Origin of the sequence: Roseovarius sp. 217, from assembly GCF_000152845.1 — a bacterium.
Lineage (GTDB): Bacteria > Pseudomonadota > Alphaproteobacteria > Rhodobacterales > Rhodobacteraceae > Roseovarius.
In genome coordinates this window covers 2,184,968-2,198,846 of record NZ_CH902584.1, presented here as the reverse complement: position 1 = coordinate 2,198,846, position 13,879 = coordinate 2,184,968, and the positions used below count along the sequence as shown (strand labels likewise).

Annotated in this window: 13 protein-coding genes; 2 read left to right on the top strand and 11 right to left on the bottom strand. The window is 62.4% G+C overall.

Going from position 1 to position 13,879, the window contains the following annotated elements:
• The first annotated feature begins 73 nt into the window (after positions 1-73).
• Positions 74-808, top strand: a complete 735-nt coding sequence (locus ROS217_RS10555; RefSeq protein WP_009817719.1) for a FadR/GntR family transcriptional regulator — start codon at positions 74-76, stop codon at positions 806-808.
• 6 nt (positions 809-814) lie between these two features.
• On the opposite strand, the gene ROS217_RS10550 is transcribed toward ROS217_RS10555, so the two are convergent.
• The 10 genes from ROS217_RS10550 to ROS217_RS10510 all read right to left on the bottom strand — a co-directional run bounded on the left by ROS217_RS10550 (position 815) and on the right by ROS217_RS10510 (position 10,697).
• The gene (locus ROS217_RS10550) at positions 815-2,176 is read right to left on the bottom strand and encodes a sigma-54-dependent transcriptional regulator (protein ID WP_009817718.1); all 1,362 of its coding nucleotides are present in this window, start codon (positions 2,174-2,176) and stop codon (positions 815-817) included.
• A complete protein-coding gene (locus tag ROS217_RS24375) occupies positions 2,173-2,310 on the bottom strand; it encodes a hypothetical protein (protein WP_009817717.1) in 138 nt (45 codons plus the stop codon). Before ROS217_RS24375 ends, ROS217_RS10550 begins: the two co-directional genes overlap by 4 nt.
• A 4-nt stretch (positions 2,311-2,314) precedes the next feature.
• Entirely contained in the window at positions 2,315-3,625 is a 1,311-nt protein-coding gene (locus ROS217_RS10545) for a c-type cytochrome (protein ID WP_009817716.1), read from the bottom strand.
• A gap of 2 nt (positions 3,626-3,627) precedes the next feature.
• A complete protein-coding gene (locus ROS217_RS10540) occupies positions 3,628-4,839 on the bottom strand; it encodes a formate dehydrogenase subunit gamma (protein ID WP_009817715.1) in 1,212 nt (403 codons plus the stop codon).
• Positions 4,840-4,970: 131 nt separating this feature from the next.
• Positions 4,971-5,567 (bottom strand): formate dehydrogenase FDH3 subunit beta, encoded by a 597-nt coding sequence (gene fdh3B, locus ROS217_RS10535; RefSeq protein WP_008279844.1) that lies wholly within the window; start codon positions 5,565-5,567, stop codon positions 4,971-4,973.
• 12 nt (positions 5,568-5,579) lie between these two features.
• On the bottom strand, positions 5,580-8,549 hold the full coding sequence (locus ROS217_RS10530; protein WP_009817714.1) for a formate dehydrogenase subunit alpha: 2,970 nt from the start codon (positions 8,547-8,549) through the stop codon (positions 5,580-5,582).
• Between the two features lie 104 nt (positions 8,550-8,653).
• Positions 8,654-8,845, bottom strand: coding sequence for a ubiquinol-cytochrome c reductase iron-sulfur subunit N-terminal domain-containing protein (locus ROS217_RS10525; protein WP_009817713.1), 192 nt, complete (start codon positions 8,843-8,845; stop codon positions 8,654-8,656).
• A gap of 54 nt (positions 8,846-8,899) precedes the next feature.
• Entirely contained in the window at positions 8,900-9,529 is a 630-nt protein-coding gene (locus tag ROS217_RS10520) for a TorD/DmsD family molecular chaperone (RefSeq protein ID WP_009817712.1), read from the bottom strand.
• Positions 9,526-10,146: a DUF3306 domain-containing protein gene (locus ROS217_RS10515; RefSeq protein ID WP_040650530.1), complete on the bottom strand. Its 621-nt coding sequence runs from the start codon at positions 10,144-10,146 to the stop codon at positions 9,526-9,528. The genes ROS217_RS10520 and ROS217_RS10515 overlap by 4 nt, the downstream gene beginning before the upstream one ends.
• A complete protein-coding gene (locus tag ROS217_RS10510) occupies positions 10,143-10,697 on the bottom strand; it encodes a DUF3305 domain-containing protein (protein ID WP_009817710.1) in 555 nt (184 codons plus the stop codon). The genes ROS217_RS10515 and ROS217_RS10510 overlap by 4 nt, the downstream gene beginning before the upstream one ends.
• 388 nt (positions 10,698-11,085) lie before the next feature.
• Between ROS217_RS10510 and ROS217_RS10505 the strand changes: the two genes are divergently transcribed.
• A complete protein-coding gene (locus tag ROS217_RS10505) occupies positions 11,086-13,047 on the top strand; it encodes a 4Fe-4S binding protein (RefSeq protein ID WP_009817709.1) in 1,962 nt (653 codons plus the stop codon).
• Here the strand turns inward: ROS217_RS10505 and ROS217_RS10500 are convergent.
• Positions 13,041-13,820, bottom strand: a complete 780-nt coding sequence (locus ROS217_RS10500) for a hypothetical protein (RefSeq protein ID WP_254656405.1) — start codon at positions 13,818-13,820, stop codon at positions 13,041-13,043. The genes ROS217_RS10505 and ROS217_RS10500 overlap by 7 nt on opposite strands.
• Positions 13,821-13,879: the final 59 nt, after the last annotated feature.

Genomic DNA, 13,879 nt, shown 5'->3' with positions numbered 1-13,879 from the left:
TGCTGCAATCATGGCGCTCTCCCTGCGACTCACCTCTTGCGTTTAAATTGTCAGACATTTAAATGTATGACAAATGAAAATTGATCCAGATAACAAAGCCGACCTTTCGGCCCAGATAGCCGAGGCAATCCGCGATGCGATTGTCTCGGGTCAACTCATCGTCGACGAACGCCTACCCTCCGAGGCAGAGCTTGCCGATCACTTCGCGGTGTCGCGCCCCACCGTGCGCGAGGCGCTCAAGCGGTTGGCGGCGCAATCGCTCATTCGCACGCAGCGCGGCGCATTTGGTGGCGCCTTCGTCAACCGCCTCAGCTACACCGAGGCTTACGGCCAACAGATCACCACCGCTACGCTGCTGCTCAGCATGAACGCCATCAGCTTTGATGTCGCCTGCGAAGCGCGCTATGCGCTGGAACGCGCCTGCACGCCACTTGCCGCCCAGCGCCGCACACCCGATACCCTGGCCACCATGCGCGCCGAGATCCATCGCCAAGGGCAACCGGGACTGACCGACGAGAGCTTTTGCGCCTCTGACGTGGCCTTTCACCGCGCGTTGGTGGACAGCGCGGGCAACCCGGTGCTCAGCTATCAACTCGCAGGTGCGGTCGAGGCGATGCAACCCTTGATGAACATGATCACCTTCACGGCCCGCTCGCGCGAGGCGATCGTTGGCTTTCACACCCGCATCGCCGATGCGCTCGCCGGGTCTGAGGCCGAGGCCGCGCAAACGGCGCTGACCGAACTAGAGGCCTATACCCTCACCCTTGGGCGCGATGTCATGGCCGCCCGCGCCCGCGCGCCCAGATAGTCAGGCTCAGACTCCCCAAGCCGCGCACTTTCGGTCAATCGTCTTGCGCGCCACGCCCAGACGCCGCGCCGCTTCCGCCCGATTGCCGCCGCAGGCATCGAGCACGGCCATGATGTGGCGCTGCTCCACATGTTCCAGCGTCTCTAGCGCTGGTTCGCCTCCCTCCCGGCCAGAGCCCGCGAATTCCTCTGGAAGGGCCCCAAGGATCACCGACCGCTCAATCAGATTGCGCAATTCGCGCACATTGCCGGGCCAATCGTAGCGGCTGAGCTTGAGCAGAACCTCAGCATCGAGATCGAGCACCGGCATGCCCAGCGCGCCGGCAAACTCGCTCATGAAAAGCGCCGCCAGTTCGACAATATCCTCCTGACGCTCCTTGAGGCTTGGCATCTGGACATTGACGATATTGATCCGGTGATAGAGATCAGCCCGGAAACGGCCAGACCGCACCGCCTCTTTCAGATCGGCATTGGTGGCAAAGAGAAATCGCAGGTTCAGCGGGATCTCCCGTTCAGACCCAATGGGGCGAATGCGCTTGTCCTCCAGCACCCGCAACAAGGCCGCCTGCACATGTTCCGGCAGTTGCGCCACCTCGTCGAGTAAGAGCGTGCCACCATCGGCATGAAGCAAAAGCCCGTCCTTGCGCGCGCGCCCGTCCTCGACCACGCCAAACAGCTCCTCAGCGATGCGATCCGCCGAAATCGCGGCACAATTGACCGCGACAAAAGGCTTGTCAGCCCGGTTCGATAATCCATGCAGGGTGCGCGCCGCAATCTCTTTTCCGGTCCCGCTTGCGCCGGTAAACAGCACCGAGGTGGGTGCGGCCGCCAGCTTTCCCAACATTGCGCGCACGGCCTGAATGGCGGTCGAATTCCCAAGCAATCGCCCGCGCGCCGCCTGCCCGCCCGCCGACAGCTCATGCCGCAAGAGATAGTTCTCGCGCGCCAGATACTTGCGGTCCAGCGCCCGCGCCACGGCATTCAGAATCTGATTGGCGCGAAACGGCTTGAGCACAAAATCCGTGACCCCCGCGCGCAGCGCCTTGATCGCGGTATCAAGATCGGCATAGGCGGTGATCAGAATCGTATCGGCAAAGAGCCCGACACGCCGCTGCTCCTCCAGCCAATCGAGGCCGGTCTTGCCCGGCATGATATTGTCGAGAATTACCAGATCGAAATGCGCCTGATCAAGGATCATCGCCCCTTCTTCACAGGACCGCGCCTGCTCCACATGGCGGCATCTTGGCCCCAGCGTCTTGATCAGAAAATTGCGCATCCCCGGTTCGTCGTCAATGATAAGCACCGACGCATGCGCAAGGTTCTGACCATATTCGTCCCGTGTATCCTCGGGCGCAGGTTGCGGCATCATTCGGCCGCGTCACCCAGCCGGACCGCATCGCCTGCGCGCTTGGCCTCTGACGTATAGCCCAGCTCGTGCAGGACTGTCGGGGCCGCGGCGGCAATCACCGCGCAGGCTGCAAAGGCGGCAATCATTGCTTTCATTCTCTCAGTTCCTTCTTGTTGCGGTCGCCCGGCGCAGATAGTCGATCATATCCTGCCGGTCCTCTGCCGCTGTGATCCGTTGCATCGGCATCTTGGAGCCGGGAATATAGTGATCCGGTCCAAGGTCAAAAAGCGCGTCAATGGTGTCGTCAGTCCAGACGATCCCCGATCCGTCGAGGATCTCGGAATAGGCATAGCCGGGCACTGTGCCGGCACGACGGCCAAAGACACCGTAGAGGGTCGGACCCGCCTTGCGCGAGGGTGGCGGCGTCAGCGCGTGGCAGATCGAGCATTTTCGCATGAATTGCCGCTCGCCATTCTCCATCTCCTGCGCAGGCCGCAGAAAACTGTGCTCTGTTTCGCCCGCCGGATCATAACTGTCCAGCATGTCCACCGGCCAGCCATAGACCACCTCGCTCAGGCCGCCCGCATAGATCATACGCCCGTCCGGCGAAAATTCCAACGCCCAGACCGGGCCGCGCGCCATGGCCTGAAAATCGCGGGTGATCATCCAATCCTCCGTGTCGATCACCATGATATAGCCCTGCCCATCGCCCGCCGCCAATTGCGCGGTTGCCGCGTGATAGGCCAGCGACAGAACCGGACGGCGCTCCAGCGTGAAATCGGCGATCTGCTGACCGCTCCTCGGGTCGACCACCCGCGTCGCCCCGTCGACTGCGCCATAGGCCAGCCAGGCATCGTCCGGCCCCAGAACGATCCGATTGATGCCAAATCCCTGATTGAGCACCTCGCGCGGAGCAGCCCCCGCCTCGTGCCAGCGCCATTCCCGCAACGACCCGTCGGCTGAAGAGGAATACAAGAGCGCTCCGTCCCGGCCAAAGGCGACATCGCTGACCGCCCCGTCATGCCCGGTGAGAAACCGTCCCTTGCCCCCCGCCACCGGCCAAATCCCGATCGAGCCATCCCAACTGGCCGAAGCGATCCATTGCCCATCCGGCGACACATCAAGCGCCGCAATCTTGCCCTTGTGCCCCTCCAGACGTGTGCCCAGCCCGGTCGCCATGTCCCATACGATCACCGCGAAATCATCGCCCCCGGACACCAGCCGACCGGCCTCCAGTGCCTCGACCGTCACCACCGCTGCCGCATGGCCCTCCAACCAGCGGGGCGTGCGCCCCTGCCACAGCCCCACGGAATTGTCGAAACTGGCTGAAATCACCTGCCCGCTCTCGGGCATGATTGTCAGCCCCATGACAGGCCCACCATGCCCCTTGAGTGTGGTAAACTCCTGAGCCGCCAGCGGGCTTGTCCCCGCCAGCACCCAGAACCAGAGACCAAGGGCGCGCGCACGCATGGCTACTCCGCAGGTGTGGCGGCCTTGCCGTGAACTGGCGCTTCGCCCTTTTCCTGCAATTCCTTGAGCCACAACCCATGATGCTCACGCGCCCATTGCTCCTCGACCTCGCCCGAGCCCATGGCATCATAGGCACCCTCCATGCCGACAGAGCCGATATAGATATGCGCGAGGATAATCGCGGTCAGCACAAAGGCCATGATGCTGTGCCAGAGCGTCGCCAGTTGCATTTCCTCATGCGGCGCCAGCATCACCGGCAACTCGCCATAACCCACCGCCTGCGGCAATCCTGTCTGATTGAGAAGGGCAAAGGTCTTGGCAAACATCGGCAATTCGAATGGAAAGAGCAGCGACAGGCCAGAGGCTGAGATCGACGCGCCAAACACGATCACCGCCCAGAAGATCATCTTTTGACCCGCGTTGAACTTCTTGGCGGGCGGATGCACACCCTTGCTAAAAATCCCGCCGCCCACGGCCAACCATTTCAGGTCCGTCCGGTTGGGAATATTGTGCAGAACCCACATGAAGAACACCATCACGAGGCCAATCATAAACGCCCATGAGATGTTGTTATGCACCCATTTTGACCCGATCGCGATGGTCGAGAACGCCTCGTGCCCCAACAGCGGAATGACCACCATACGGCCAAAGAGCACGAGCAGCCCGGTGATCGCCAGCACGACAAAAGAGCCCGCCATGAGCCAATGGCCAAACCGCTCGACCGCCTGAAAGCGCGTCACAGTGCGCCCGGTCTTTTCGCCGTCAATGCGGATTCTGCCCCGAATGAGGTAGAACAGCGCCAATAGCGCCACCGTGCCTCCCAGCAACCACGCGCCATAGGTCGCCAGCGGCCCCTTGCGGAATTGCAGCCAGTTCATGCCGCCGTCCTGAATGAGCACCCGCGCCTCCGGCCCGCCGGTTGAGACCTTGACGTCATCAAGCCCATAGCGCAGCGCGCGCCACACATCGGCATCCGAAGATCCGCCCAAAGTGCCCAACTGCCCCGCCATCCCCGCCGCGTCATCCGGGTTGCCGGTGGCGTCACGGCGGAAACTGTCGTCGACCTTCTCGCCGCGCTGCCGGGCCAGAATATCGTCCAGAGTTTGTGCGCCGCCGGTGACGGACCGGTCAGGCCCAGTGGTCGTTGGCGTGTCCTGCGCCATGGCGGGCAGTGCGAGCAGAAAACACAAAGCCAAGCTGAGAAATGCGCGCATGATGTCCTCGATCTAAGTCTGATTTATCCGATTTCTTCAAAAGAAATCAGATCGGAAGCTTTTGAGGTTTCCGATTGTGTTCGGGCCGGTGCCAAAGGTCATGTCACCCTCCGGCACCGGCATTAGCGCGATCAGCCGCCGCTCTGCTGACCGTAAGCAGAGCCCCAGCCCCAAGCACCCGAGCCGAAACCACGGGCCACGACGCGCTCGCGGTAGATGGCCGACACGACGTCGCCATCCCCTGCCAACAGCGCCTTGGTCGAGCACATCTCGGCGCAGATGGGCAATTTGCCCTCGGCGATCCGGTTGCGCCCATACTTCTGGAACTCGGCCTCCGAGTGGTTCTCTTCCGGACCACCGGCGCAGAAGGTGCATTTGTCCATCTTGCCCCGGCTACCGAAATTGCCCGCCTGCGGGAACTGCGGCGCACCGAACGGGCACGCATAGAAGCAGTAGCCGCAGCCGATACACAGATCCTTGGAGTGCAACACGATGCCCTCCTCGTTCTGGTAGAAGCAATCCACCGGACAGACCGCCATACAGGGCGCATCCGAACAGTGCATGCAAGCCACCGAGATCGAACGTTCACCGGGGCTGCCGTCGTTGATCGTCACCACCTTGCGGCGGTTGATCCCCCACGGCACCTCGTGCTCGTTCTTGCAGGCCGTGACGCAGGCGTTGCACTCGATGCAGCGTTCGGCGTCGCATAGAAACTTTGCTCTTGCCATGTCTCTGTCTCCTTACGCTGGCATGATCTTGCAGAGAGTACACTTGGTCTCCTGCATCTGCGTGACCGAGTCGTAGCCATAGGTCTGTGCGGTGTTGGTGCTTTCGCCCAAGACATAGGGATCGGACCCGGCGGGGTAATTCTCCCGAAGATCCTTGCCCTCGAAATGACCGCCAAAGTGGAACGGCATAAAGACGACGCCTTCTGCCACCCGCTCTGTCACCATCGCCATGACCTTGACCTTGGCACCTTCAGCGCCTTCGACCCAGACCTGCGCACCATCCCGCACACCGATGTTATTGGCATCGCGCGGGTTGATTTCGACGAACATGTCTTGCTGCAATTCGGCCAGCCACGGGTTGGATCGGGTCTCGTCCCCGCCGCCCTCATACTCGACCAGACGGCCAGACGTGAGGATGATCGGATACTCTTGCGAGAAGTCCTTTTGCTGGATCGAGGCATACATGGTCGGCAGACGCCAGAACTTGCGGTCCTCATAGGTCGGGTAATCCGCCACCAGATCACGACGGCTCGTGTAGAGCGGTTCGCGGTGCAGCGGCACCGGATCGGGGAAGGTCCACACAACGGCCCGCGCCTTGGCATTGCCAAAGGGCGCGCATTCATGCGCAATCGCCACCCGCTGAATCCCGCCCGAGAGGTCGGTCTTCCAGTTCACGCCACCCACTTTTGCCGCGTAATCCGAGGGCAACTCGCCCTGCTGGCTGGTTTCGCCGACTTCCTCGGTGCCCGGCCGCGTATCGCGGAAACCAGCCACCCAGTCGATCATGGCCCGCTCCTGCGCGGTCAGATCGCCATCCCAACCCAGATCCACCAGCATCTGCATGGTGAATTCGGGATAGCCATCCTGAATCTCCGAGCCAGCCGAATAGACACCCTCGGCCAAGAGATTGTCACCCTCACGCTCGACGCCGAACCGAGCCCGGAAGGTCAAACCGCCCTGAGAGACCGGCAACGACATATCATAGAGATTTGCCGTGCCCGGATGGTTCATCTCTGCCGTGCCCCAGCAGGGCCATGGCAGACCGTAATAATCGCCATCGGCCGGACCGCCCTTGGCGCGCAACGTGGTGCGGTCAAAGGTGTGCTGGTTCGCCATATGCAGCTTGAGCCGCTCCGGCGATTGACCTGTATAGCCAATCGTCCACATGCCGCGATTGAACTCGCGGGTGATGTCCTCGACATTGGGCTCGCCGGTGTCGTCCATCGCGATATTGCGGAACATCTTGTCATCAAAGCCGAACTTCTTGGCAAAGAGCGCAAGAATCTCGTGGTCAACCTTGGACTCGAACAGCGGAGCCATCACCTGATCCCGCCACTGCAACGACCGGTTCGAGGCGGTGACAGAACCGCGCGTCTCGAATTGTGTCGTCGCAGGCAGCAGATACACACCGTCGGTGCGGTCGTTCATGACGGCAGAGACCGTCGGGAACGGGTCGACCACGACCAGCATGTCCAGCTTTTCCATCGCGGTTTTCATTTCCTTGCCGCGTGTCTGGCTGTTGGGGGCATGACCCCAGAGAACCATGGCCCGCACGTTGTTGGGCTGGTCCATATTCTCCTTGTCTTCAAGAACACCGTCGATCCACCGGGAAACCGTGATGCCGTTGAGGTTCATCATCTTGGTTTCGCCAAAGGAGGCATCCGAGAACCGGCCTTTCAACCAGTCAAGATCCTCGTCCCAAACCCGCGCCCAATGGGCCCAGGAGCCTTCCGCCAGACCATAATAGCCGGGCAGCGTGTCCGCCAGAACGCCCAGATCGGTCGCGCCTTGCACGTTGTCATGGCCGCGGAAGATATTGGTGCCGCCCCCCGCTACACCCATGTTTCCAAGGGCCAGTTGCAGAACGCAATACGCGCGGGTGTTGTTGTTGCCGGTGGTGTGCTGCGTGCCCCCCATGCACCAGATCACGGTGCCCGGACGGTTGTTGGCCAGCGTCCGCGCCACGCGGCGCAGCTGGCTGCCTGGAACATCCGTGACACGCTCGACCTCTTCGGGCGTCCACTTGGCCACCTCATCCTTGATCTGATCCATCCCCCAGACGCGGGTGCGGATGAATTCCTTGTCCTCCCAGCCATTCTCGAAGATGTGCCAGAGGATACCCCAGATCAATGCCACGTCCGAACCGGGACGCATGCGCACATATTCATCGGCATGTGCCGCCGTGCGGGTAAAGCGTGGGTCACAGACGATCAAAGGCGCGTTGTTCTGCTCCTTGGCCTTCAGCACATGCAGCAGGCTGACAGGATGCGCCTCTGCCGGGTTTCCGCCGATGATAAAGATGGCTTTGGAATTGTGGATGTCATTGTAGCTGTTGGTCATGGCGCCGTAGCCCCATGTGTTCGCAACACCGGCCACGGTCGTCGAGTGACAGATCCGCGCTTGGTGGTCGACGTTGTTCGTGCCCCAATAGGCGGCGAACTTGCGGAAGAGATAGGATTGTTCGTTATTATGCTTGGCAGATCCCAGCCAATAAACAGAATCCGGGCCGCTCTCTTCGCGGATCTTCATCATGCCGTCGCCGATCTCGTTGATCGCCTGCTCCCAGCTGATGCGCTTCCACTCTCCGCCTTCTTTTTTCATCGGATATTTGAGACGGCGCTCGCCATGCGCATGTTCGCGCACTGCGGCCCCCTTGGCGCAATGCGCGCCCAGATTGAACGGGCTGTCCCAGCCGGGCTCTTGTCCCGTCCAGACGCCATTCTGCACTTCGGCGACGACCGTGCAGCCGACCGAGCAATGCGTACAGACGGATTTCACCGTCTTGACGGCCTCATTCGCGGCGCTCTGCGCATTGGCGCGGGTCACGGTGCCCCCCATGGCACCAAGCGCGGCCAGGCCACCAATGGCCAGACCACTGCCGCGCAGGAACGCGCGACGATCGACGGACGACCCGGCGACCTCAGACAGGATACTGGTCCGCTGGGGGCGTCGTGCAACCCCGTTGGTCTTTTTCCTCAGCATGTTTCTATCTCCTCCCTAGGCCCTCTTGGGCTGGGTACTGCGGTTTCCTCTGACAGTCGGGCCTGAAGCAACCAGTCGTCAGCGGCGGGTGATTTCGTCCGATCCTAGAAACGGGCGCTCTCGAAATAGGCGCGGGTATGCGCGGTGTCCTGCATCTCGTTGGATGTCAGATCAGGCTCTGCGGCCTCTGCCGTGCCCGCCATCACCACGGTTGCAACCGCGACTGCGGGTGCGCCAGTGGCAGCCAGTTTGAGGAAATCACGGCGGCTGCTGCCAGCCTCGGTTTTCCGGGTCATATAGGTCTCCCTCCCCTCATTATGACGGATCGCTCCGCCGGTTGCGTCACGGGCTTACGCCCCGCTCATTCGAAAGCCTTGCGCTTCGATCTCCATGAACACTCGACCGACCGCGCCGACCGAAGCGTAGAGAACCGAATGGGTCGCCGCCTCCAAATCCGTGAAAAAATGCCCGGCCCAGGGGCCGATATGCTTGCCAAAGAACGCCTGCTGATCGCTGAGCGGCGCAGGCTTGCCAAATCGCCCCCGAATGAGGCCCGCCATCATCTCCATCAAGGAGGCGATATTGTCCTCGGGCTCATAGACATTCTGCGCCCGCGTCATGCCGCGCGCGGCCATGTCGCGACGCAATCCGGCAAGCGGCTTTTCATTGAGAAAGCCCGTCAGGTAGTAGCTCGCATAGGGCAGCAACTCGCCCCGGCCCAAGCCGATGAACAGCGCATTGAACTCGCGCTCGACACCTGCGGGCGTGCTGACTTTGGCCACCCGCGCCAGCGCTGATACAGCCTCGCCCATCGGGGTGGCATCGCCGCTCAATCCGGCGGTCTTGGTCAACATCTCCTGTCCCGGTGACCGTGCCAGAATGGCCGCCAGAAAATCGTAGAGATCGGCACGCAAACGGTCTTCTGCGGCAATCTCCGGCATCACGGTCTCTTGGGTCATGATCGCCTCTTGTTGGGTCATGCGGATACTCCGGTCTGATTTTCGAATTGAAACCGCATCCTGCGGCGCGGCGCGGCAAAGGGGTCAGACGCCTCTTCAGCTTCGTCCGCAACGTCAGATGCTACGTCTGCCGGCGCCGCTTCTGCCAGCGCCACCTCGGCCTCCGGCTCCTCCACGTCCACTTCCACCTCGGCCACCTCCTCCTCCGCGACCGGCGGATTGGTCAGCGCTTCGGCCTGCCGGGCCATTTCCTCGACATGCGCCAACATGCCCTTGCCCACCTGATAGGCGGTCTTCATATCCGGCACCACCATGGCGCTATCGGTGTAATCTTCGGCATAATCGACCAAACCGTCGATATTGGCCAACACCGGATTGCTGACCCACAACCGCCGCAGCGCCCGTCGACGCAACCGTTCTGGCACCGCCTTGCCCATAAAGGCGCGAAAATCATCGCCTAATTGCAGCGTATCGGGATCAGGCAAGCCCAGCTCCTCACAGAGCTCCTCGTCGGTCTTCTCGGCCAGCTCGACCTCACGCGCGGCCAAATCCTGAACGTCCGCAGCCCGCGCCTCTTCGCGCGCCTCGGCTTCAACCTGCGCCTTGCGGCGGGACCAGAAATCCAACCCCCGGCTCAATTCAGCCTCCCCCGGCGCATGCGCTCCGGCGTAGCAAAAACATCGCGCGGCTGCACGATGCGCGCATCGCCAATCCCATCCTGCGCCGGACCTTCGCCCAGTTTGTCACGGCGGCGCTTCTTGAACACTTCTTCCTCGTGATGCGCCTCGATAAAGTCGCGGACCAGCGCCACCAGCCCCTCGGGCATGGGCACCTTTTCAACGATATCTTCGCCATTATCCGCATAGTCCTGCGCCTCGAATGGCGAGGCGGTGACCAGAACCACGTCAAAGGGCGCAGAGGCAAGATCAGCCCCCGCACGGTTGCGCAACATCACAAAGACCGATGGCACCTGCGCGGCAAGGGCACTCAGATAGGCCTCTGTCTGCGTGTGGTGCAGATCCAGCATGACGGTTCCGGCGTGATACTCCACCATGTCACCGTCGCGCCGCAATTCACGCCAGTCGGCGGGCGACGCCCCCGGAAGAACCGCGACAGCACGCCACGCCCAAGCCGCCCAACGGGTCACACCGGGCGTTCTGCGCATGACGACACCAAGTGGCACCATCATCTGTTTGTCGTGGCTGTGGGTCACGCTGTCGTGCCATCCCCTTGCTGCGTAATCCCGAGATTGGTCCAGTTATCTGACCGCGCAAAGCCATTTTTGTGTGCGACAGTCCACATAAAGTCCGATCCGGACATTTTGGACCACCTCACCCGGCGCTACGATCCCTTCAGGACAAATTGTCCACTTTGCCCCTGTCCATGCTGCACTGCCGCATGGCAAGATGTTGAAAACAAACAGAATCAATCAGGATTAAATCGGGGGTCATCTTGCCCCCCTCGTCGCGCTCACCCCATCCGAATTGCGGTTTACGGGCGCTTCGAATCATGCCTACTCTCTGCGCAACGAGACCGCGCAGGTCCGCTTCCCAGCCGTGCCAAACACCGGGGTAAACATGCCTAAACACCTGATTTTGTGCGATTGTTCCGCCACTCAGACGCTTGACCCCGAGGGTCTCGCCACGGCAACAGGTCTGACCTGTTCGCGGCTGCATAGTGCGCTTTGCACCGATGAAATCGAGTCCGCGACCAAGGCGATGGCCTCCGGCGACGCTATTATTTGCTGTGCTCAGGAACGCCGCATCTTTGAGGAGCTGGCCCTTGATCTGGAGGTAGAGAGCCCCGCATTCCTCGACTTGCGCGACAGGGCCGGCTGGTCCGACGATCCAGCCCCGAAACTACCCAAAATGGCCGCGCTTCTGGCCGAAGCCAGCCTGCCCATCCCCCCGGAAAAGACCCTTGATGTCATATCCGAGGGTCTATGCCTTATCATCGGGGCGTCTGACGTGGTTTTGCCCGCTGCGGAAAAACTGGCGCCCCTCTTGGGCGTGACGGTGCTCTTGACCGACGACATAGACCCGCCCGAGGCGCGCGATTTCGACACCATCCGGGGCCGGATCACGCGGGCGCACGGCACGCTGGGACAGTTTGACCTGCGCATCGACGCGCTGCAACAGGTCAATCCCGGCGGGCGCGGCACGCTGCGCTGGACCGCGCCGCGCGACGGCGGGCAGACACAATGCGACGTGCTCCTTGACCTGCGCGGCGGCACGCCCCTCTTTCCCGCCCCGGAGAAACGCGACGGCTACCTGCGCGCCGATCCCGGCAGCCTGCATGCGGTCTCGGACGTGGTATTTCAGGCCGCCCAGATGATCGGCACCTTCGAAAAACCGCTCTATGTCGCGCTAGAGCCGCTGATCTGCGCCCATTCCCGCGCCGAACAGACCGGGTGCAGCAAATGCCTTGATATCTGCCCAACCGGGGCCATCACGCCGGATGGCGATCACGTCAGCATTGATCCGATGATCTGCGCGGGCTGCGGCGCCTGCGCCGCGCGCTGCCCCTCGGGGGCGATCACCTATGACGCGCCGCCGCCCGACATGACCTTTCGCCGCATTCAGACGCTGGCGCAGGCCTTTCGTCGCGCAGGCGGCACCGCCCCGCGCCTGCTTGTCCATGATGCCACCCACGGCACCGAGATGATCCGCCTTGCCGCCCGCCACGGGCGCGGGTTGCCCGCCGATGTGATCCCGTTAGAGGTTTCGGCGCTCGCGGGCTTTGGCCATGCGGAAATCCTCGCGGCCCTCGCCTCGGGCTTTGCCGAGGTGGCAATCCTGCTCGCCCCCACCACCGAACGCGACGCACTGGATCAAGAGGTGCCGCTGGCACAGGCCATGGCAGGCGCAGCCACAGACGCCGTGCATCTCCTCGACCTCACCGACCCCGACGCGCTCTGCGATGCGCTCTATGGCGCACCCCCGCCCGCCCCCCTCGCCAGCCCGGTCCTGCCCATGGGCAGCCGCCGTCAGGTCGCGCGCCTTGCCGCCAAATCCCTCAACCCGTCAGGCGGCACCCTACCTTTGCCCGCCGCCGCCCCCTACGGCGCGGTGCTGGTCAATACCGACGCCTGCACGCTCTGCCTCTCCTGCGTCTCGCTCTGCCCCTCGGGCGCGCTGATGGACAATGAAGACAAACCGCAACTCCGCTTTCAAGAGGATGCCTGCCTGCAATGCGGCATCTGCGCCACGATCTGCCCGGAAAAGGCGATCACGCTCGAACCGCGCATGAACCTTGACGATAGCGCCCTCACCCAAGTCGTGCTGAACGAGGAAGAGCCATTTGCCTGCGTCGAATGCGGCACGCTCTTTGGCTCCAAGGCGACCATAAACCGCATCACCGAGAAACTCGCGGGCAAACACGCCATGTTCGCCACCTCGGATGCCGCCCGCATGATCCAGATGTGCGAGGGCTGCCGCATCAACGCGCAGTTCAACTCCGCCGACAATCCCTTTGCCATGGGCGAGCGCCCGCGCGTGCGCCGCACCGAAGATTACCTCAAAGACCGCAAGGATCACTGAACTTGGATCGGCGCGCCCAGATCGGCGGGGTCCAGCCCTGCCACATAGGCGATGATCGCCTCCAACTCATCGAGACTGACTTTGATGGGCGAAATCGGCGAGGGCAGATGGCTGGCAAAGGGCTGGGTCACGCCCTCGACTTGGGTAAAGGCGGGATGCGGCCTGAGCGCGTAAAAACTCTGAAACCGCGCATCCCAATCCGCAAAGCTGCGCAGCACGGCAAACGACGGGGTGGAACCGATGGCGCTCATGCGGTTCTCGGGGGCCACTACATGACAGCGCCCACAGAGGAGCAGCGAGGCCTGCTTTCCCACCGCGGCATCCCCGTCAAAGCTCTGCGCGACCTCTGCCTCTTCAACAATCTCCGGCAGGCGAAAGGGCGCAACGCCCGCGACCTCATAGCTTGTCACCGTGCGCTGCCCGATCTCAGACGTCAGCCAATCGGCAAACTTTGCCGCCCCCGGATGCGTGCCCTCAATCGCCATGCGCCAGAGCGCCCCCGCCCCCTCGAACACCGCGCGCTCCCCCTGCGTCCCCAGCGTGATCTCGGCCTCTGCGCCCTCGTCCACCACCTCGACCCGCACCCCGGTCTTGAGTGCAAAGCGTGGAATGATATGCTCCAGCAGCCCACTCTGGGCCAAGGCCACCGGCGCGCTCAGGCGCAAGCGCTTGTCATCGGCCCGCACCACACCGGGCAAGAGCCAGACCACCACCGCGAGCCACAACATCGCGATCCGGGTCAGGCGATTGCAGAGATCCGTCAACAGGCGCATACCCAAGCCTAGAAAACCGCCTATATCGGCGTCAAGCATTCTGAACAACAAAGGGAGAA

Excerpts from the sequence above, each read along its gene's own strand:
- ROS217_RS10530 (WP_009817714.1), bottom strand. The coding sequence starts at position 8,549 with ATGCTGAGGAAAAAGACCAACGGGGTTGCACGACGCCCCCAGCGGACC.
- fdh3B (WP_008279844.1), bottom strand. The coding sequence starts at position 5,567 with ATGGCAAGAGCAAAGTTTCTATGCGACGCCGAACGCTGCATCGAGTGC.
- ROS217_RS10505 (WP_009817709.1), top strand. The coding sequence starts at position 11,086 with ATGCCTAAACACCTGATTTTGTGCGATTGTTCCGCCACTCAGACGCTT.
- ROS217_RS10510 (WP_009817710.1), bottom strand. The coding sequence starts at position 10,697 with ATGATGGTGCCACTTGGTGTCGTCATGCGCAGAACGCCCGGTGTGACC.
- ROS217_RS10540 (WP_009817715.1), bottom strand. The coding sequence starts at position 4,839 with ATGCGCGCATTTCTCAGCTTGGCTTTGTGTTTTCTGCTCGCACTGCCC.
- ROS217_RS24375 (WP_009817717.1), bottom strand. The coding sequence starts at position 2,310 with ATGAAAGCAATGATTGCCGCCTTTGCAGCCTGCGCGGTGATTGCCGCC.
- ROS217_RS10545 (WP_009817716.1), bottom strand. The coding sequence starts at position 3,625 with ATGCGTGCGCGCGCCCTTGGTCTCTGGTTCTGGGTGCTGGCGGGGACA.
- ROS217_RS10520 (WP_009817712.1), bottom strand. The coding sequence starts at position 9,529 with ATGACCCAACAAGAGGCGATCATGACCCAAGAGACCGTGATGCCGGAG.
- ROS217_RS10500 (WP_254656405.1), bottom strand. The coding sequence starts at position 13,820 with ATGCGCCTGTTGACGGATCTCTGCAATCGCCTGACCCGGATCGCGATG.
- ROS217_RS10555 (WP_009817719.1), top strand. The coding sequence starts at position 74 with ATGAAAATTGATCCAGATAACAAAGCCGACCTTTCGGCCCAGATAGCC.
- ROS217_RS10525 (WP_009817713.1), bottom strand. The coding sequence starts at position 8,845 with ATGACCCGGAAAACCGAGGCTGGCAGCAGCCGCCGTGATTTCCTCAAA.
- ROS217_RS10550 (WP_009817718.1), bottom strand. The coding sequence starts at position 2,176 with ATGATGCCGCAACCTGCGCCCGAGGATACACGGGACGAATATGGTCAG.